Annotated in this window: 18 protein-coding genes; 11 read left to right on the forward strand and 7 right to left on the reverse strand. The window is 42.7% G+C overall.

Going from position 1 to position 17337, the window contains the following annotated elements; translation table 11 throughout:
* Positions 1-3: 3 nt before the first annotated feature.
* The 3 genes from AACQ83_RS19760 to AACQ83_RS19770 all read right to left on the reverse strand — a co-directional run bounded on the left by AACQ83_RS19760 (position 4) and on the right by AACQ83_RS19770 (position 2602).
* Complete coding sequence (locus AACQ83_RS19760; RefSeq protein WP_112879294.1) at positions 4-369, reverse strand: cupin domain-containing protein; 366 nt, start codon at positions 367-369, stop codon at positions 4-6.
* 64 nt (positions 370-433) lie between these two features.
* Positions 434-1738, reverse strand: a complete 1305-nt coding sequence (locus tag AACQ83_RS19765) for an NAD(P)/FAD-dependent oxidoreductase (protein WP_112879295.1) — start codon at positions 1736-1738, stop codon at positions 434-436.
* 108 nt (positions 1739-1846) lie between these two features.
* Entirely contained in the window at positions 1847-2602 is a 756-nt protein-coding gene (locus tag AACQ83_RS19770) for a response regulator transcription factor (protein ID WP_112879296.1), read from the reverse strand.
* A gap of 265 nt (positions 2603-2867) precedes the next feature.
* Here AACQ83_RS19770 and uriH point away from each other — a divergent pair, with 265 nt between their 5' ends.
* Positions 2868-3818 carry a uridine-preferring nucleoside hydrolase UriH gene (gene uriH / locus AACQ83_RS19775; protein WP_112879297.1) on the forward strand — a complete coding sequence of 317 codons (951 nt, stop codon included), beginning with the start codon at positions 2868-2870 and terminating at the stop codon, positions 3816-3818.
* Positions 3819-3870: 52 nt separating this feature from the next.
* Here uriH and AACQ83_RS19780 read toward each other — a convergent pair whose 3' ends face one another.
* A complete protein-coding gene (locus AACQ83_RS19780; protein WP_112879298.1) occupies positions 3871-4860 on the reverse strand; it encodes a glycosyltransferase in 990 nt (329 codons plus the stop codon).
* A gap of 567 nt (positions 4861-5427) precedes the next feature.
* Here AACQ83_RS19780 and AACQ83_RS19785 point away from each other — a divergent pair.
* A complete protein-coding gene (locus AACQ83_RS19785) occupies positions 5428-6624 on the forward strand; it encodes an aspartyl protease family protein (RefSeq protein WP_112879299.1) in 1197 nt (398 codons plus the stop codon).
* A gap of 193 nt (positions 6625-6817) precedes the next feature.
* Here the strand turns inward: AACQ83_RS19785 and AACQ83_RS19790 are convergent, their stop codons facing one another.
* Positions 6818-6985, reverse strand: a complete 168-nt coding sequence (locus AACQ83_RS19790) for a helix-turn-helix domain-containing protein (RefSeq protein ID WP_049582902.1) — start codon at positions 6983-6985, stop codon at positions 6818-6820.
* A 217-nt stretch (positions 6986-7202) separates the two neighbouring features.
* On the opposite strand from AACQ83_RS19790, the gene xreR2 reads away from it, so the two are divergent.
* The 3 genes from xreR2 (at position 7203) to ccdB (ending at position 8160) form a co-directional block, all read left to right on the forward strand.
* Positions 7203-7412 carry a cell morphology transcriptional regulator XreR2 gene (gene xreR2 / locus AACQ83_RS19795; RefSeq protein ID WP_036811682.1) on the forward strand — a complete coding sequence of 70 codons (210 nt, stop codon included), beginning with the start codon at positions 7203-7205 and terminating at the stop codon, positions 7410-7412.
* 220 nt (positions 7413-7632) lie between these two features.
* Positions 7633-7851: a type II toxin-antitoxin system antitoxin CcdA gene (ccdA, locus tag AACQ83_RS19800; RefSeq protein ID WP_112879300.1), complete on the forward strand. Its 219-nt coding sequence runs from the start codon at positions 7633-7635 to the stop codon at positions 7849-7851.
* A complete protein-coding gene (ccdB, locus tag AACQ83_RS19805) occupies positions 7852-8160 on the forward strand; it encodes a type II toxin-antitoxin system toxin CcdB (RefSeq protein WP_112879301.1) in 309 nt (102 codons plus the stop codon).
* Between the two features lie 117 nt (positions 8161-8277).
* Here ccdB and xreR1 read toward each other — a convergent pair whose 3' ends face one another.
* Both xreR1 and AACQ83_RS19815 read right to left on the reverse strand, forming a co-directional pair.
* Positions 8278-8514: a cell morphology transcriptional regulator XreR1 gene (gene xreR1, locus AACQ83_RS19810; protein WP_112879302.1), complete on the reverse strand. Its 237-nt coding sequence runs from the start codon at positions 8512-8514 to the stop codon at positions 8278-8280.
* Positions 8515-8835: 321 nt separating this feature from the next.
* Positions 8836-9498, reverse strand: coding sequence for a GntR family transcriptional regulator (locus AACQ83_RS19815; protein ID WP_112879303.1), 663 nt, complete (start codon positions 9496-9498; stop codon positions 8836-8838).
* Positions 9499-9934: 436 nt separating this feature from the next.
* Here AACQ83_RS19815 and AACQ83_RS19820 point away from each other — a divergent pair, with 436 nt between their 5' ends.
* The 6 genes from AACQ83_RS19820 to AACQ83_RS19845 all read left to right on the forward strand — a co-directional run bounded on the left by AACQ83_RS19820 (position 9935) and on the right by AACQ83_RS19845 (position 16612).
* On the forward strand, positions 9935-10663 hold the full coding sequence (locus AACQ83_RS19820) for a DUF969 domain-containing protein (protein WP_112879304.1): 729 nt from the start codon (positions 9935-9937) through the stop codon (positions 10661-10663).
* Positions 10663-11679, forward strand: coding sequence for a DUF979 domain-containing protein (locus AACQ83_RS19825; protein ID WP_112879305.1), 1017 nt, complete (start codon positions 10663-10665; stop codon positions 11677-11679). Before AACQ83_RS19820 ends, AACQ83_RS19825 begins: the two co-directional genes overlap by 1 nt.
* A 9-nt stretch (positions 11680-11688) precedes the next feature.
* Positions 11689-12336 carry a pyroglutamyl-peptidase I gene (gene pcp / locus AACQ83_RS19830; protein WP_112879306.1) on the forward strand — a complete coding sequence of 216 codons (648 nt, stop codon included), beginning with the start codon at positions 11689-11691 and terminating at the stop codon, positions 12334-12336.
* Positions 12337-12435: 99 nt separating this feature from the next.
* Complete coding sequence (locus AACQ83_RS19835) at positions 12436-13194, forward strand: LamB/YcsF family protein (protein WP_112879307.1); 759 nt, start codon at positions 12436-12438, stop codon at positions 13192-13194.
* A 17-nt stretch (positions 13195-13211) separates the two neighbouring features.
* Positions 13212-14825 carry a 5-oxoprolinase subunit B/C family protein gene (locus AACQ83_RS19840; RefSeq protein ID WP_112879308.1) on the forward strand — a complete coding sequence of 538 codons (1614 nt, stop codon included), beginning with the start codon at positions 13212-13214 and terminating at the stop codon, positions 14823-14825.
* On the forward strand, positions 14822-16612 hold the full coding sequence (locus AACQ83_RS19845) for an ATP-binding protein (RefSeq protein WP_240000864.1): 1791 nt from the start codon (positions 14822-14824) through the stop codon (positions 16610-16612). Before AACQ83_RS19840 ends, AACQ83_RS19845 begins: the two co-directional genes overlap by 4 nt.
* Positions 16613-17337 lie beyond the last annotated feature (725 nt).

Raw genomic sequence — 17337 nt, forward strand, 5'->3', positions numbered from 1 at the left:
TTTTTAACCTTTACAAGCCAGATAATGCTTCACAAAACGGTCAACGGTGATTTCCCACAACACTTCGGTTCCTTTCGGCGCAAACCAGGAATCTCCAGGATGATATTCAATGGTTTCACCGCTCTTCACATCGGTCAATTTTACTGAACCTTCTGTAACGGTTGCATGCTCATCAAACGGATACACCATACTGAACTTGCCACGAGTACAGGCGAAAATCCCACAACTCAGGTCATCCGTTGGTTCACCAAATATCATTGCCATACTGGCCTGCGGATCGCCTTCCAACACAGTCGATCCCAGATTGCTTACGCTACCAATGTCCAATAATTCAGGCAGGGGTTTGTTCAGTAAAAGTGATTTAATCATAATGTTCTCGTTCCAAATAAAATAATTTATAAATTGCCCAATGAATATTATTGATATCAATAAGTTAACGGCGACCTTTCCAAAATCCCGACGTTTGATGCCAAATCTTGCCCGCTGACACCATCAGATGTCGCAATTTATCTTTGCCAATAATATTTACGTGAGGAATTGAACTCATCAGATCATAACGCTCAGATCCTTCGCTCATCCCTTCGGCCAATACCTTACAAACGATATGGCTTGGCGTGACTCCGAAACCGGAATAGCCCTGCACATAGAACACATTATTGTGCTGCGGCAGAGAACCAATCTGTGGGAACAAGTTCGCACTGCAACACAACGGTCCTCCCCATGCCAGTTCGACTTTCACATCTTTCAGATAGGGGAAAACTTTCAGCATCAAGTGGCGGTTCCAGGCTTTCAAATCAGATGGGATATGCTCAATGAAGGGGGTTGCGCTACCGAACAAGAGACGGTTTTCTTTCGTCACACGGAAGTAATCAATAACCGGACGAATATCACTGTATGCACCGCGAATCGGGCTGATTTTCTCAATCAAGTCATCCGGCAACACTTCCGTCATTAATTGGAAGGCATAAGTGTTGACCACCTTTTTATAAATATATGGCTCAAGACCACTATTAAGAAAGGCGTTACAGGCCCACAACATTTTATTAGCACGAACCGATCCCATCGCGGTACGAACCGTTACTCTGGGACCATATTCAATATTCAGTACCTGGCTGTTCTCAAAGAGTTTTACGCCAAGGTCTGTCGCCGCTTTTGCCTCACCTAGCAACAGGTTTAGAGAATGGACATGCCCACCCCCCATATGCTTCAACGCACAAGTATAAACATCAGAACCAATCACCTTTTTCACATCAGAGCCGGTGTAAAGCTCAATCTCTTCATCAGGAGAAACCGCCTTAAAATCTTGCAACCAGCTACGTAACGTCTTTTCCTGCCTCTTATTCATGCCAAGATAGCCATAACCCCGGCAGAGATCAGCATCAATATTATATTTAGCGATACGATCACGAATGATGCCGGCACCCAGATTACTGATCTGAAAGATCGTTTCCAACCCTCGCTCACCAATATAGCGTTTGATCACCTCCAGATCATGACCGATACCCGCCATAACCTGACCACCATTACGACCTGTACTGCCATAGCCAAGATGACGGCTTTCCAAGATCGCAATATTAGTGATACCTTTTTCCGCCAGTTCAAGCGCAGTATTGATACCGGAAAATCCACCGCCGATAATCACGACGTCTACATCCAGATCTTCTTGTAATGCCGGAAAACGAAGATCATATTTCTTGGTCGCAGCGTAATAAGTTAATGAATCAAGATGATTGTTCATGTGATAGCCCGATTAGCATCCAACATAATCACCGGATTATCTGTAGCGCAGAGTCACATCACCATGTCCCTTTAGGGATATTTGCAACACAGTTTTAACATTTGTGACTCAGGCAAAATAACGAGTAGGTGGCACCATAAACAGGCTAAAAAGCTCTGCTTGTGATCTGATTTGTAATTTTTGATAAATATTTTTCCGATGGTTTTTCACCGTCCCCGTACTGATAAAAAGTTTCTCAGCAATCTGTGGTGAGCCTTTACCTTGCAATATCAACTCCACAATCTCACATTCTCTCGGAGTCAAGGCATAACGAGTCTGAGTATCCAGATAAACCATTTCAGCAGAAGGGGCTTGCTGCGTCATATCATCATGTAATCGCGCTACACTGCGGATAATTTCCAGTGTAGTTTTCAAGTTTTTCCGATGCTGTTTCTGGATGAAAAATGGCTGATTTTCCTTACCAAAAAACAGGCCAAGTTGCCTTTGGGGAGAGAGCTTCAGTAAAACCCCCGTTTCATCCTGCCAACCAGTTTTACGATAAAAATTCAGATAATAATCAGTATGATAAAACCCTGAAGGGACTAGTTCCCGTAAAGTAAATAGATCAGTGTCAGCCCCATCTATCAAGGCTTGATAGAACGGATCTTGCAGATAAGCGCCCTGTTGATAAATCTGATTTATTGCATCACTGTTTTTCTTCTCGGTTTTACTCAAACAACGCGGAGAAGAACCTTGTTCAAAGGCATAAACAATGGCGTTATCAAAAGTAATAAATTGTTCCAGCCAAGTCAGTAAATTAGGATAAAATTCACTGGTTGCCACCGATTCAATCACTGTTGATAATCTATCTACATGAATATCCATTCAAGCCCTCGCAATTATTCATAAATTAATAATAAATCCGAAGCAGATATTGCTCGCCAATTCCATAGCGAAACTATATAAAAATCACACTTAAACTGGCTCCACAACTCAATTATCGTTTATGTGTTAATCAAATCACAATTATGAAACATTTTACTAATTATTTATGAGAGCACCCACCCAGATCTAAGATTTTGTCACGGAATAGACGTTTTAACTGGATTATGCTCATTTTTTATATCACTTTCTCTGGCAAGGAGTAAAAATGACCACCAAAAAAATTATTCTTGATTGCGATCCGGGACATGATGACGCTATTGCGATGTTATTGGCGCATGGCAACCCTAATATTGAGCTATTAGCCGTCACGACAGTTGTCGGGAATCAGACACTGGATAAAGTCACTCACAATGCGCTGGCGATAGCGCATATTGCTGGTATTACCGGTGTGCCCTTTGCCGCAGGCTGTCATCGGCCATTAGTTCGCGAGCTCGAAACGGCATCGGATATTCACGGCGAATCTGGTCTGGGTGGCGTGAAGTTGCCTAAACACTCTCGAACTCTGGATCCTCGCCACGCCACTGATCTGATTATTGATACTATTATGTCTCATCCGCCCAAAACGGTGACTTTGGTTCCCGTTGGCAGCTTAACCAATATTGCTCTCGCCGTCCGTAAAGCACCGAAGATCGTTGAACGGGTAAAAGAAGTGGTATTAATGGGCGGTGGATATCACACGGCTAACAGAAGCGCAGTAGCAGAATTCAACATCAAAACCGATCCAGAAGCGGCACATATTGTTTTCAATGAAAAATGGCCATTGACGATGGTCGGCCTGGATCTAACGCACCAAGCACGGGCCACGCCAGAAATCACCAAAGCAATTTCACGTATTAATACCAAAGCGTCTCAATTTGTCGTAGAGCTACTGGAGTACTATGGTGAAAGTTATCAGAAGAGACATGGTTTCAACTGCCCTCCAATACATGATCCTTGTGCCGTCGCCTATATTATTGATCCTACAGTGATGACAACGCAAAAAGTCCCCGTCAATATTGAACTGAATGGTACCTTAACTGTGGGAATGACCGTAGCGGATTTCCGTTATCCACCATCAGAAGATTGCCATACCCAAGTTGCAGTCAAACTCGATCAACAGCGATTCTGGCAATTGATTATTGATGCGTTGAAAAACATCGGCGATACCTGCGATTAAGATGGAAAATAATCACAGGTAGGGAACGATAATAAAGCCGTTATTTTCACTATTAAACGGCTTTTAACACCGCTCTAAGTCGCGGATATCGACGAGCCAAACGCCAACGCAATCTAAATCCACGGGCATTTTTCCAAATCATTGACCAAATACCGCGCTCAAACAATTCATGCACCATTTGTTGTTTTATCGTAGAGGATTCTATCTCATTAATCGTATGCAAAATCCCTAGCCCCTCTTTCGCGATCTGCCAATGACACGCCGGCACCTGCTTGACTTGCTGTGGATAACGCTGATTAATCTTATTCAGCATCTCCAAGATTTTCATATAGTGATGTGCTGTTCTTACCTTAATACCATCATCCGCAGGAACATGGGACACCGAAGCGGCGTGAATCAGATAATCATAAAAAGATTCATCAATATATTGCACCCGATTTGCCGTCAACAAGAGTTCTGTTGTCCACGGAATATCCTGATGATGCAACCCCGGTTCAAACTGATAATGATGTTTTGTCAGAAAAGCCCGTTTGTAGATATTCAGCCAAGTTACATGCAGGAATTTGCGTGAACTCAGTGCTTGTTGCAACCATTCTGGCCCGCTCAAAACCGCGGTAGAAGAGAGGCGCTCGGAAGGAAAAATCTTTCGAGCAGGCCGACCATCATCATAAACATAATGACCGTTGCAAGTAGCAATATCCAAATCATTATTCTGAGCAATCTCTAACAGCCGGTTATACATACCCGGATAAATGACATCATCAATATCAGGGAAAGCCACATAATCACCTCTGGCTTTCGCTAACCCCGTGTTACGGGCAACAGAAACTCCTTGATTCTTCTGCGTGATAATTTCTGTCTTTGGGAATTTTTCGGCATATTGCTCAATAATCTGGCGACTATTATCCGTTGAACCATCATCAACCAAAATTAATTCAAAATCAGTTAGCTTTTGCCGAGATAAATTGACAAAAAACTGCGGTAAAAACCATTTTCCATTATAAATAGATACGACAATGCTGAGTTTTAGTGATATAGACATAAAATCAATATATTCCTTTAGCCCAAAGGGGTTATTTTATTATATTGAGATCATCTGGATATTTATCAGAAAAATAATTTCCACATATAAATATAAATCCAATAAATATTCATTACCTTTACATTATACCTAAAATGATTTATAGTGATTTTTATTTCAAATTGTTATCATTGATATACACTATATAATCAAACACATCCAGATAATTTATCTTTTAATGCTACCTCTATTGCCAATTAATTATTCTATAAATATCGCCATTAATAACTTTTACCGTTCACATTTATCAATAGCCGATATTTTCACCAATATTACCGTTGAAACCAATAATAGTTCAACCGCAGTTAAACAATTATTCACTACATTTCACATCAACTAATATAATGATGTTATTGTTTATCTTTGGCTTTAGTACAAAGCAGATAATAATATTTGCAATGAAGCTAAGCTGATAACGCGTACTACCTTAGGTCATACGCAACATTTTATTGCTTCCCGTGCATTATGTTGGGTTTTACCGGACCCTAGATTTTCATCTTCCACTCCCTAGAAAAGGAATCTAATATTATGAAAAAACAGGAAAAGATAGCCTCTCGGTCAATTATTACCGCCAGTTTGCTGACACTAATAACGGGCTGTAGCCATATGGAAAAAATCCATATGCCAGAAGAAAACAAACCCGTCCTTTCTACTAAGCTGGACATCCATCAACCAACATCGATCATTGTTCCTGTCACTATCTCCGGTAAAAAATATCAATTCTTGCTGGATACTGGCGCCAGTTATACCTTCATCGATAATAAGCTGGCAAAAACGCTGACACAAACCACACCAGAATCAAAAATACCGGTTACATTCCACCGTATGCTATCCGATGGACTGGTTACAACCAGTGAAAAACGCTTACACAAAGCTGATCTAACATTATGGCAACCCCTGGCAATTATCCTAGGTAATCATACGGTGCTGGGTTCTGATCCCTGGATTGGCATTGACATGAGTCTCTTTAATCAGTCCCTTGGTCAAGAACTGGATGGTATTCTCGGAATTGACACTTTTCGTCAGTTAAACTGGGAAATAAATAACCTGAACCATACATTGACAGTATGGCGCCATGCGCCTTCAATCCTAAATTATCAACAATGTGAACCTTACAGTGATAGCTACGGCAAATCCCCCGCAATCCAGATCTCTAATGTCGTTTTTAATATAGATACCGGGGCTGATTACAGCTATGTTTCTAAGGAATTTATTGAATATCTGAAAAAAGAGCACAAAGATAAAATTTCTGAAGGAACCAGTGTCAAATACGCGTCCGCCGGTGGGCTTGATAGTAGCAAAGAATACCTGATTGATGGTTTGTATTTACAGCAACTGCCGGTAGGTCGTCTGAGAATTGGCGAAAATAAAAATGATCTCTACAATCTTGGTATGAGTTTCTTCTCGCGTTTTGATGATTATCTGTTTATCCCAAATAAAATGCTGCTCTGCTTTAACGCCAAAAATTTCACCCGTTATGACAACCCACTACTTCGCACAATTGCAATCCGCTATTTTAATAACAAAGTAGAAATATTTTACAACGATCCAAAAGATATTGAAAAATTTGGATTAAAGAACGGTGATATTGTACTGGAAGTTAATGGTCAACCAGCCCTTCCTAAGGATATCACCTATCTTCGCAATCAGTTGTCAGAGACCCCATCGGGTAAATTGACCATAAAAATTGAACGAGATAACACCCAGAAAATTATCACCATTTAATAAAGCTATTTATTGAGGGAGATATAGGTTCTTCCTCAATAAACTTATTCAAATGGGCAGAAGGGATTTATGGAAGCCTCCATGTCTGCTTTTTCTGGGCGGCCAAATACTCAACCAAATCACCATAGGTAATTTCCTCCAATAAAAAGATTAAGGTAAGAAAATTTCTAAGAAATGAAGGGGAAAGCAACTGTTAGCCTTTTGATTTAGTGCTGAAATCAAACAGATCTGTTAGCTCAATCTGTAAACCATTCGCAATAATATTGATGATTTCCAGCGTAGGATTTCTAACCCCACGCTCAATACCGCTGATATACGTCCGGTCGATTCCACATTTATCGGCAAAAGCTTCCTGAGACATGCCAGACGATTGCCTGAAATACCTAACTCTTTGTCCAAAAAGAAATTTTACAGCATTTGGCTTTTTCATCCGATAAGTATCGAATTATGTTACTTATCAGACCACGGACTATGAGTCACTTTTTGCGACAAGTTATGTTATCATATGTGACTTATAGTCTACTATGTAACGACTTACCTTTTCATATCAAAGTTATCCGTAACGCAGAGGATTAATAATGAAAAATCAGGACTGGCACCCAGCAGACATTATCGCCGAGCTGAAAAAACGGGGAACATCATTAGCCGCCGTTTCAAGAGAGGCAGGGCTAGCATCATCTACCCTTGCTAATACCCTGCAACGCCGCTGGCCTAAAGGTCAACGGCTTATTGCCGAAGCTTTAGATTGCGATCCCGCTGAAATATGGCCTTCGAGGTACACAAAGTAAGTGGCTGTAGAGCAAAACGAGGCAGTTTATCAACAAGATAAGCTGCCTCAATCTACTTTATACCACTCGGTAAGAATAATGATTACTTGTAACTGCTTGCATTTATCTTTTCCTGCTCGCAATCCATTTCCTCATGCGAACGTAAAAAATAAGGTTGCCTTTTGTTTTCACGAAATACATACTTTTAATGTGTACTTAAAGTGTGTTTTTGAGGTGTGCTATGAAGCATAGAGTTAACGTAACGGTTGATAAAGAAAATTATCTGATCCTGAGTTCAGCCGGTGTAAACATTTCAGGTTTTGTTAATGAAATCATGACCAGAGAAGCTCAACGAATCAAAGCTGAAAGTTGGAAAGCAGATAATCGCAAAGGAATGGAAGAAGTTGCTCAATTTATTGAACAATATGGCTCATTTGCTGATGAAAACAGGAACTGGTAAATGCAATTTATTGTTTATCAATACAAACGGAGCGAAAGCAAATACAGTATGTTTGTTGATGTACAAAGCGACATCATTGAAACACCAGGAAGGCGTATGGTTATTCCTTTGGTTGAAACGCATCATTTTTCAAGCAAGGTGAGTCGTCATCTATTTCCTATAGTGCAAATCAGAGATGAAAATTACCGACTTTTAACAACAGAACTTTCGAGTGTCTCAGAAAGCGTAATCGGAGAGAAAATCACTGATGTGAGCCAATGGTCATCTGATATCAAAGATGCGCTTAATCTCTTGTTTTGGGGAATTTAACAGAAACGATTCAGATCCGTGACTGTAACAACAGAATAAAATCTTCTAACGGAGGAGAGACGATAAAACAACAAAACAACAAGAATGAGTAAAAACTCAATACTCAAATAAAATCGACTAACTCTTTTTCTCTGCGTCAAAGTCAAACAGATCTTTTAATTCGATCTGTAAACCACTTGCGATGACATTAATAACTTCAAGCGTGGGATTCCTGACGCCGCGTTCGATGCCGCTGATATAAGTGCGATCAAGCCCACATTTATCGGCAAAAGCTTCCTGAGACATACCAGATGCCGTTCTGATATATCTAACTCTTTGCCCAAAAATGGATTTTATAGTGTCAGGTTTTTTCATTCGATAAGTATCGAACGGCGTTACTTATCAAACCACGGACTATAAGTCACGTTTTCCTGTAATTCATGTTACTAATATGAATTACCGCAAAAATACGATGAATGATGTTTTTAATAACCACATGATCGATTAAAAAGTTCGACATCATGGCACAAAAGGCATATATAACTTCTCTTAGCATTGACTTCCTTGATCTCTATAAACACTATCGCCTTTGTCTGGAAAGGCACCAAACAAACATAACGTTACAAAGGAAAAATATGAAAAAATTTTAAATAAATTTGCCAATCTAGCCGCAGGTATTATCTTAATCTTTATTTATTAAGCACGATTTTTGCGCGTATAAGCCGCTAATACAGTACGTTCTGACTGTTCCAGATAGCTTTTTAACTCAGAGGCCGCACTTTCTGGTTCACCTTTCTCAAGTAACGCAAAAATATGGGCATTCTGATCAATATAAGGAGCATAAAAAAGTTCAGGATCGTTCAGATAACCAAAAGCCAGACGCAATTCCGCAGAAATATGCCCATAGAATGTTATCAACCGTTCACTGTCAGTAAGTTGAACAATAGCGGAATGAAACGCCATATTTGCGGTTCCAACACCGATCCAGTCCTGAATATCACGACACTGTTTCGCCATTTCAATTGCCCTACGCATGTGTCCAACCGCAGGATGCATAGGGTAAGACTGCTCTAATGCCTGACATTCAATAAGCCGTCTGACTCGATAAATATCAATAATAGAAGCGATACTCGGTGTGGCGACGAAAACACCACGGTTAGGTTCATATCGCAGTAACCCTTCCTGAGTCAGTATCCGAAAAACCTCACGTAATGTATTACGCGATATCTCAAGCTGTTCGCTCAAAACCGTTTCTGACAGTCGTTGACCGGGTGATAGCTCTCCAATAATCAGCTTTTGCCGGATAATATCTGTTACTTTTTCACTTAATATCTTAGGAGCGGAATTATCTTTTTTCATAATGGTTAGTCGAAAGGGCGTATGATGACCCAATCCAGCCACGAATTACCAGTCTTAAAGCAATAAAAGGATGGCAGGAATCTTCACACATTCACCTACTGTCAGCAAGCATAGGGATCTAACCCGCTTACTGTTTTCTACGCCAGAATGATTATTGCCTCATGATAGTGCATTAAACGCACCATAATAGAGCATCATTATTGTAAACAGTGATCTGCATTTCATTTCCATAATAAAAAAATAATTTATTTTGCCTATTCTTTCGCCTCACTCTATTTATTGTTCAACAATATAAAAATAATACTTTAACAATAAATGAAAATTATCCAACGATGGTACGCATATTGCTTAGATATAAATTTATCTACCACACAGGAATTCAGCCTATGACGACACAGCAAGCAACCGCAATTTTTATCTACCGAGGTGAGACAACATGCAACAGATCGTGAATCTATGGCCGTTGATTGGTATCGCAGTTATTGTCGTGGGTTTTTTACTTAGGTTTAATCCAGTATTGGTGGTAATTGTCGCAGGGATCATCACCGGGCTGGCAGCACATATGTCGATCACAGAGATTCTGGAAAAGCTAGGTTCCGGCTTCCTCAATACCCGAAATTTGCCACTAATTTTGCTGTTGCCGCTGGCAACTATCGGCCTTTTGGAACGGCACGGTTTAAAAGAGCGGGCTCAGACCTGGATTAGCAATATTAAAACAGCAACCGCAGGACGTTTGCTAATCATCTATCTGTTTATTCGTGAAACAACCGCTGCACTAGGGCTGACCAGTTTAGGAGGACACCCACAAATGGTGCGTCCCTTGCTGGCGCCGATGGTCGAGGGAGCGACGGAAAACCGTCATCATGACCTGCCTGACGATGTACGTTATCGCCTGCGGGCCATGTCGGCAGCAACCGACAATGTTGGCCTGTTCTTCGGTGAGGATATTTTCGTCGCCTTTGGCGCAATCATCTTTATGCATAACTTTATGCTAGAGTCTGGCGGCATCCAAACAGAGCCGCTACATATCGCCATGTGGGGAATTCCTACCGCCATCTGTGCTTTTCTGATCCACGCTTTCCGCTTGTCTCGTCTTGATCACCAGATCGCTGCCAAACTGGCAGCACTGAATGATATGGACAAAAATCGAAGGAAGGTGGAGTAATGTTTCAGCAACAGTATCTTTATTGGCTGGCAGGCGTGATTCTGTTAGCTGTGGCAGTAATGTCCTGGCGTGACCACACCAATCCTCGCCGCCTGACCACCAGCTTGTTCTGGGCGCTATATGGCATCGTGTTTCTGGTAGGCGACTGGACTTACCGCTTAATAGCACTATGGGCAGACAGCGAAGCCGAAGCCCAAAAGATGTTGCATATCAGTGTGGGGCTGATCGTCGTATTGATGGCACTGACGGCAGGTTTTGGCGGTGTACGATTGGGTAGCTACCCTCAACGCACACCTCAGCAACGGCAGGAAAGCGCCTCCCGTTTGGGTAATCGTCTATTTCTTCCCGCACTGGCAATCCCTATCGTCACGGTGACAGGCGTATTACTGTTTAACCACGTTCCTGGATTACAACAAGCTCTGTTCGGTACCGGCAACCATGCCACGCTGGTGACGCTATTTTCCATGACAATCGGCTGCCTAGTCGGATATGGCATTGCACTAAAAATGACGCGTGAAGGCGTAGCTCAATCAACCCAAGAAGCGCGTCGCCTGCTGGACGCTATCGGCTGGGCGTTTATCCTGCCACAGATATTAGCGACGTTAGGACTATTATTTACCGTAGCAGGTGTCGGTACCGCCATTTCTCACCTGACAGAGCACTATTTGGCAGTAGATAACCGATTTATCGCGGTGGCGACATACATACTCGGCATGGCGCTATTGACGATGATCATGGGCAACGCCTTCGCCGCGTTCCCGATTGTCACCGCCGGGATCGGCATTCCCATTCTGGTACTGCAACATGGCGGCAATCCGGCGGTTATGGCCGCCATCGGCATGTTCTCTGGCTATTGTGGCACATTGATGACCCCAATGGCCGCAAATTTCAATATCGTTCCGGCCGCGCTGCTGGAATTACCCAATCGCAATGCGGTCATTAAAGCACAAACTCCTACTGGAATAACGCTGCTGATTACTAATGTTTTTTTGCTCTATTTTTTGATGTTTTTGTAAGGAGATCCCATGAAAACCGTTCTAATTACCGCTTTTGAACCTTTTGACAATGAAACCATCAATCCATCGTGGGAGTCAGTCAAACAACTGCAAAACCAACAACTATCTGGAGCACATATTGAGACACGACAGCTCCCATGTGTATTTAACACTTCTCTAACTTGCCTATGCACTGCCATTGATGAGATACAACCTGAACTGGTCATTGCGGTGGGACAAGCAGGTGGCAGACCAGATATCACGGTGGAACGCATAGCGATTAACATCAACGATGCACGTATTCCCGATAATCAGGGCAATCAACCCATTGATACCCCTATCGTGGCAGCAGGACCCGCTGCCTATTTCGCCACCCTGCCGATTAAAGCGATCGTCAGTGGCCTGCAAACCGCAGGGCTCCCCGCTTCGATTTCACAGAGTGCTGGCACATATGTCTGCAACCATGTCATGTATGGCCTACTACATCATCTGGCACTGACTTATCCCAAAGTACGTGGTGGATTTATCCATATTCCCTACCTGCCTGAACAGGCGGTAAAACACCCCGGTACACCAAGTATGACGCTGGAAACAATAACAACAGCCCTGAAAATCGCTATCAAGCAAGCATTAGAAAACAGTGAGGACATAGTTACTGGCGGAGGAACGATTCATTAATTCAGCGTCTATCGGCGTAGCGGATGCTATCTGTAGAACTGATAAGCATCCTGAATTTTTTACTCCTTTTTTGAATATCATTTTATTGGAGTCACGACTATGAACATTATTGATTTAAACAGTGATCTTGGCGAAAGCTTTGGTCAATGGAAAATGGGCGATGATAACGCCATGCTGAGCATTGTCACCAGCGCCAATGTAGCGTGCGGATTTCATGCGGGTGATCCTGCCGGGATCCTTCAAACTTTAAAAGCTGCCCGTGAAAATCAGGTGATTATTGGTGCTCATGTGTCTTATCCAGATCTTGTCGGATTTGGTCGCCGTAATATGGATGTTTCCAGCAATGAGCTGATCGCGGATGTTATTTACCAGATTGGCGCGTTAAAAGGTTTGGCAGCGGCGGCAGGAACCACCGTAAGTTATGTTAAACCGCACGGTGCACTGTATAACACGATTGCCCATGATGAATACCAAGCCCTTGCCGTTATTACGGCGATTCGCGAAGTGGATGACAATTTAGCGCTGGTTGGATTAGCCGGCTCAAAAATATTGGATTTAGCGAGGGAAAAAGGCTTGCGTACCGTTGCGGAAGCCTTTGCTGACAGAGCTTACACTCCACAAGGCACGCTAGTTTCCCGCCGGGAAAAAGGGTCTGTGCTTCATGACGCTAATCTCGTTGCCCGACGCATGTTGCAATTGGTGACCGAAGGGGGAGTTGAAGCCATTGATGGCAGTTTTACCCGTATTCAGGCAGATTCCATCTGTGTTCATGGTGACAGCCCAGATGCAGTAGAAATGGCACGTCAGGTGAAACTAACCCTGCAACAAGCCGGGATCACCGTACGCTCCTTTATTTAAATGCCCAGGAGTATCTAGTGCGTTTTTTACCTGTTAATTTAGATGCCATTATTGTCGAGCTTCATGATCTGAATGAAACGCTGGCGTTATTTGATTCACTTAACACCTGCTCTATTGCTGGCGTAGAAGAAATTATTCCGGCGGCCAGAACACTGTTGATTCGATTTCGTCCCAATGTTGTTTCCACCGTCAAACTTGCCAAAGAAATCAATGGCCGCAACCTGAATACACTGGATAGGACAACAGGGAAACTCGTTGAAATCCCGGTGTATTACAATGGTGAAGATCTGGCGGAAGTGGCAGAAATTCTCGGCATCACCACACAGGAAGTTATCAAGCAACATACAGAAAGTGAGTACACCGTTGCTTTTACCGGATTCGCCCCCGGGTTTGCCTATTTAGTCGCAGATTCAAACCATTTACATGTCCCTCGCCGAATGACGCCAAGAGCCCGCATTCCTGCGGGATCAGTTGGTCTGGCTGGAGAATTCAGTGGGATATACCCTCAAGCCAGTCCGGGAGGATGGCAAATCATCGGTATCACGCCAGAGCGCATGTGGGATCTCTCACGTTCTCCCTCTTCCCTGTTACAACCCGGTTTCCGGGTACGTTTCAGAGATCAAGGCAAAGGCGCCGCAATCTCTATCACTAAACCCAAAACCCCTGTTGCCCCCATAAAGGACGTTCTATCTTCACAGGTTGATAAACACTCCTCGCTGGAAATCCTAACCACTGGAATACAAACACTTTTTCAGGATTTAGGGCGTTCAGGGCAAGCTAGTTTAGGTATTTCCGCTGCCGGCGCGCTAGATAAAACCGCGCTGAGAAGTGCCAACCGGATCGTCGGTAATCCTTCGGATAACGCATGTCTGGAAATTGTGCAAGGAGGATTAAGCTTTATTTCTCATGGCAATGTCATTATCGCTGTCACAGGTGCTGACTGCCCAATCACTGTTCAAACAGCATCTGGCCGCAAGTTTCAGGTTGCTGGCTATCAGCCTATTGATCTGAGTGAAGGTGATACAGTGACACTAGGAACGCCCAAAGCGGGAGTGCGTTCTTATTTAGCTGTGCGTGGCGGCTTTGCCAAGCAACCTATTCTCTCCAGCCTCTCTTACGATACGCTGGCACACATTGGCCCCAAGCCAATCGCTATAGGCGATATTTTGGATATTCTTACTGTGACTCAGGGTTGCGCGGTATCAATGGATGAAAGGCCGGCTTTTAATATGCCTACTTCTGACGATATCGTTACACTGGATATCATTCTGGGGCCGCGTACTGATTGGTTCACAACAGAAGCGCTATCCCTGCTAAAAAGCCAACTTTGGCAGGTTACACCACAATCTAATCGAGTCGGTATTCGCCTGTATAGCGACACACCACTGTCGCGTCTTAACCATAAAGAGTTACCGAGTGAGGGAACGACCACCGGAGCAATTCAGGTTCCCGCCAGTGGTCAACCAGTTTTGTTTTTAGCAGATCACCCTTTGACCGGTGGCTATCCAGTCATTGGTTCCGTTGCCAGCTACCATCTCGATCTTGCGGGACAAATTCCTGTCAATGCCCGTATCCGCTTCAACCCAATCACTGAATTTCACGAAATAAAAGAGAGCGATTGCTGCTCATGAGTACCGTAATCACCATGAATATTAAAAACCATCCCATGAAAAAAGTTTTGATTGCTAACCGCGGTGAAATTGCCGTCCGTATCATCCGTGCCTGCCGGGATTATGGTTTACAATCTATCGCCGTCTACGCTGATTCGGACATCAATGCACAACATGTACAATTGGCTGATGAGGCTTATAGTTTAGGTGGAAACAGCCCCACTGATACTTATCTTAATATTCCCCAATTATTGGATATTGCGAAACGTTCAGGTGCCGACATGGTACATCCCGGATACGGATTTCTGGCTGAACGGGCAGAATTTGCCCGTGCAGTTATTAATGCGGGGTTGATCTGGGTTGGTCCTGAACCAGAGACAATTGATATTCTGGGTGACAAAGTTAAAGCACGCAAAATTGCCCAACAGGTAGGCGCACCACAGGTTTCAGGTACAGAAGAACCAGTGAAAAACACAGAGGAAGCTCTGGCGTTTGCCGAACAATATGGCCTGCCAATTGCAATTAAAGCAGCATATGGCGGTGGCGGACGTGGCATGAAAGTGGCGTGGCGGCTCGATGAAGTCACCGAACTCTACAATTCGGCTGTTCGTGAAGCAACAGCGGCCTTTGGTCGTGGAGAATGTTTCATTGAACAGTTCCTGGATAAACCTCGTCATATTGAAGCGCAAATTCTGGCTGATAAACATGGCAATGTGGTAGTACTTGGTACACGAGATTGTTCACTACAACGGCGTAACCAAAAATTGGTGGAAGAGGCACCAGCCCCATTTTTGACCGAACATCAGCGCCAGCGTATCCATCAAGCGGCACAGGATATTTGCACCGCCGCTCGTTATATCGGAGCCGGAACAGTGGAATTTCTACTCAGTGTAGACGGCGCGATTTCTTTTCTGGAAGTCAATACTCGCTTGCAGGTCGAACATCCTGTCACCGAAGAAACCACAAGGATCGACATTGTGGTAGAACAATTTCGGATTGCAGAAGGTAAACCTTTATCATTGACCTCAACACCGATCTCTTTAGGCCATTCTTTTGAGTTCCGTATTAACGCCGAAGATGCAGGTAAAGGATTTTTACCGACGCCCGGAACCGTGACGGTATTTTCTCCCCCTTCCGGCCCAGGAATAAGATTAGATTCTGGTGTTGCAGCAGGTTCCACCATCCCTAGCACTTTTGATTCGCTGATGGCTAAATTGATTGTCACCGGACCAACCCGACAACAAGCTATTGCCCGTGCGCGACGTGCATTACAGGAATTCAGCATTGAAGGCGTTGCATCAGTATTGCCTTTTCATCGAGCGGTAATGGAACATCCTGATTTTATTTCCGATGACACATTTAACGTTCATACACGTTGGATCGAAACTGATTTTATCAATGATATAAAAATATCTCCGCGTCAGGAAAATCATTATCAAGAAAAGGTAACACGTACTTTTATTGAAATTAATGGCCGTCGGCATGAACTGGGACTACCCGCCGGATTATTAAAAGGGCTTTCATTGCCTGATTCTAAGCAAAATTTCATCACTGAGAGCAAAGGTAGTGAAGCTGAGGAGACAATAGCAGTATCGAATCCCGTCTCAGCACCAATATCCGGCGTTTTACAATCCTGGTATGTGCAGGAAGGTGATGAAGTTAAACAAGGTGATGTCATTGCTGTCATGGAAGCAATGAAAATGGAAACGCAACTTACCGCACATCGTTCTGGGAAAATCGTTATCTATGCAGAAGAAGGCGGTTATCAACAGGCAGGAAATGTGCTGGCAAGTATTAACGATGATTAATAATGATGATATACCTGTTATCTTTCAAGTTGCCTCTTTGTTGGCTGCATTCGCTCCCTTGCCGTCGCGATGCATCTTGAAATCCATAGGGTATAATCGCCAAATGAGTCAAAATTAATTGGCTAATTTGACACATAAATTCACATTGCTCAATACAACATCAAATTGTGCGGATAATTTCCGCATAATTTTAATGAAGAGATTAAAATTAAAATGCAAGCAATACCGTGAAAAAGAAGCTAATTGAATCATTTATAAGTAGGAAAAAATAACTATTAATGGCAATATCTCTAACCATTTCATTAATATTGTAAATAAGATAGATAAATCATTACACAATTTAACATTTGTTTATTTGTTATATCTAATGAATTATGAATAAAATTATTTTGTTTTTATCCAGAAGAATATTTATAAAATATTTTCAATATCATACATTTCAATTAAAAATTTAAAAGTCATTCAAGTTATTAATAAACATGAAAATATTTCAATAAAATTAAAAACAACGATAACATAATTTACTAATGATTATTAAGTGATAACAGCCATATATATTTATCTAGCGAATGACAAACAGTGTGATAATTTGTGACTATGGTAGATTCACATAATAAGTGCAACATCGTTAATCTGGAAGTAAACATGTTCGTATACCCTTAAATAATTCATTCGGTGTCTTCCCACCCCGTGTTTTTCGGGGGCGATGATTTAATCTGTTTACC

The organism is Photorhabdus sp. S10-54 (assembly GCF_963878145.1).
GTDB classification, from domain to species: domain Bacteria; phylum Pseudomonadota; class Gammaproteobacteria; order Enterobacterales; family Enterobacteriaceae; genus Photorhabdus; species Photorhabdus kayaii.

Coding starts and splice junctions, on each gene's coding strand:
- AACQ83_RS19845 (WP_240000864.1), top strand. CDS start 14,822: ATGAGTACCGTAATCACCATGAATATTAAAAACCATCCCATGAAAAAA.
- AACQ83_RS19760 (WP_112879294.1), bottom strand. CDS start 369: ATGATTAAATCACTTTTACTGAACAAACCCCTGCCTGAATTATTGGAC.
- AACQ83_RS19780 (WP_112879298.1), bottom strand. CDS start 4,860: ATGTCTATATCACTAAAACTCAGCATTGTCGTATCTATTTATAATGGA.
- AACQ83_RS19820 (WP_112879304.1), top strand. CDS start 9,935: ATGCAACAGATCGTGAATCTATGGCCGTTGATTGGTATCGCAGTTATT.
- AACQ83_RS19825 (WP_112879305.1), top strand. CDS start 10,663: ATGTTTCAGCAACAGTATCTTTATTGGCTGGCAGGCGTGATTCTGTTA.
- AACQ83_RS19785 (WP_112879299.1), top strand. CDS start 5,428: ATGAAAAAACAGGAAAAGATAGCCTCTCGGTCAATTATTACCGCCAGT.
- AACQ83_RS19790 (WP_049582902.1), bottom strand. CDS start 6,985: ATGTCTCAGGAAGCTTTTGCCGATAAATGTGGAATCGACCGGACGTAT.
- ccdA (WP_112879300.1), top strand. CDS start 7,633: ATGAAGCATAGAGTTAACGTAACGGTTGATAAAGAAAATTATCTGATC.
- xreR2 (WP_036811682.1), top strand. CDS start 7,203: ATGAAAAATCAGGACTGGCACCCAGCAGACATTATCGCCGAGCTGAAA.
- AACQ83_RS19835 (WP_112879307.1), top strand. CDS start 12,436: ATGAACATTATTGATTTAAACAGTGATCTTGGCGAAAGCTTTGGTCAA.
- ccdB (WP_112879301.1), top strand. CDS start 7,852: ATGCAATTTATTGTTTATCAATACAAACGGAGCGAAAGCAAATACAGT.
- AACQ83_RS19770 (WP_112879296.1), bottom strand. CDS start 2,602: ATGGATATTCATGTAGATAGATTATCAACAGTGATTGAATCGGTGGCA.
- xreR1 (WP_112879302.1), bottom strand. CDS start 8,514: ATGAAAAAACCTGACACTATAAAATCCATTTTTGGGCAAAGAGTTAGA.
- uriH (WP_112879297.1), top strand. CDS start 2,868: ATGACCACCAAAAAAATTATTCTTGATTGCGATCCGGGACATGATGAC.
- AACQ83_RS19765 (WP_112879295.1), bottom strand. CDS start 1,738: ATGAACAATCATCTTGATTCATTAACTTATTACGCTGCGACCAAGAAA.
- AACQ83_RS19815 (WP_112879303.1), bottom strand. CDS start 9,498: ATGAAAAAAGATAATTCCGCTCCTAAGATATTAAGTGAAAAAGTAACA.
- pcp (WP_112879306.1), top strand. CDS start 11,689: ATGAAAACCGTTCTAATTACCGCTTTTGAACCTTTTGACAATGAAACC.